The 521-nt window shown below is 56.0% G+C and carries 1 protein-coding gene; it reads left to right on the forward strand.

The genetic code is table 11. From position 1 onward, the window contains the following. The coding region (locus A7K61_RS30630) for an IS5 family transposase (RefSeq protein ID WP_139129579.1) at nucleotides 1–521 on the forward strand (521 nt) is incomplete at both ends.

Here is a 521-nt window from a genome sequence, read left to right on the forward strand (position 1 = left end):
TACACCGACCAGACCATTTGTACCTTCCTGATGCTCAAGGGGATTTTTAACCTCACTTTGCGAGCAACCCAGGGACTACTCGACTCCCTGTTCGAGTTGATGAATGTGCCGCTGTGTGCACCAGACTACAGCTGTGTCAGCAAGCGCGCTCGCACGGTGACGGTGGCTTATCGACAGCCCCCAAAGGAACGCATTACCGACTTGGTCATCGACTCAACCGGGCTGAAGGTGTTTGGTGAAGGCGAGTGGAAGGTCAGAAAACACGGCGCCGAGAAACGGCGAGTCTGGCGCAAGTTGCATCTGGCAGTAGATCCGGTGACCCACGATATCGTGGCGGCGGAAGTCTCACTGGAGAATGTCAATGATGCCGAGGTGCAGCCCACCTTACTCAATCCACTACGGTGCAAGTTGGGCCGTGTTTATGCGGATGGCGCCTACGACAGCAAAGCCAGCCATCAGCTTATCTTGCGCAAAGAGGCAACAGCCTGTATCCCGCCTCGCAAGAACGCTGGGCTATGGGA

Source organism: Pseudomonas sp. AP42 (assembly GCF_001728935.1).
Lineage (GTDB): Bacteria > Pseudomonadota > Gammaproteobacteria > Pseudomonadales > Pseudomonadaceae > Aquipseudomonas > Aquipseudomonas lactis.